This window comes from Gordonia aquimaris, from assembly GCF_026262595.1.
GTDB classification, from domain to species: Bacteria; Actinomycetota; Actinomycetes; order Mycobacteriales; family Mycobacteriaceae; genus Gordonia; species Gordonia tangerina.
In genome coordinates, this window is record NZ_JAPKFM010000079.1 from 1 (window position 1) to 924 (window position 924).

The window sequence follows — 924 nt, forward strand, 5'->3', positions numbered from 1 at the left end:
CTGCGATCCTGCATCCGAATGGTGTATCAGCTCACCATCTTTGACAGGATGACCATCGCGGTCACGTTGCCATAGCGCCATCCGTAGAGGGATGGTCACCAAGGTGGCGTCCTTGCTCGTGGAGGCATGCCAGGCCACGATCTTGCGGGAGAACACATCGATGATGAACACGACGTACACCCATCCGGACCACGTTCGGACGTAAGTGAAGTCGGTGACCCACACACGGTTCGGTTCGGCAGCACAGAACGTGCGGTTCAACAGGTCTCCGGCCCGGATTCCATCCGTGGACGGGATCGTTGTTCGGATACCTTTGGAACGACGAATACCATTGAGGTGCAACATCTTCATCGCGCGGTCCACCGCACCGTAGGACACCCCTGGCATGCTGGTGCGGTCCAGAAGTGCACGCATCTTCACGCGTCCGTAGAGCCCTTCCGGGGTGAGCCGCCGCCGTCCCTGGTGATCGACCCGCCACGCGACCTCACGTACCGCATCGACAGTCTGGGCGTCGCTGATGGTGCGTGCGGCGGGCCGACGCGAACGCCAGGCCCGATAGGTGCGTGCGGCGATCTGGCAACCCTGCTCCCGCAGGACTCGGCAGATCGACTCGACCGCTACACCTTCAGCTCGCATCGTGTCGATGAACGCGATGATCATCGATTGCGGGGGTCGAGTTCCCCCGCGAAGAAAGTCGTCGCCGCTTTCAACACCGCCACGTCCTCACGCAGTTGCCGGTTCTCGGCCTTGAGCTTCTTGATCTCGGCCGATTCCTCCGAGGTCACGCCCGGGCGTTGCCCGGTATCGACTTGATTCTGCACCGCCCACCGGCGGACCGATTCCTTCCCAACGCCGACCTGCTTGGCCACAGCCTCGGCCGCCGCTGTCAGCGACGCATACTCACCACCATGGGTCTGCAACAAC

General features: G+C 62.3%; 1 pseudogene. It reads right to left on the bottom strand.

Annotated elements, in window-relative coordinates:
- Positions 1-923 (bottom strand): annotated as a pseudogene (locus OSB52_RS24655) (IS3 family transposase); the annotation flags it as partial.
- Between the last annotated feature and the right edge of the window lies 1 nt (position 924).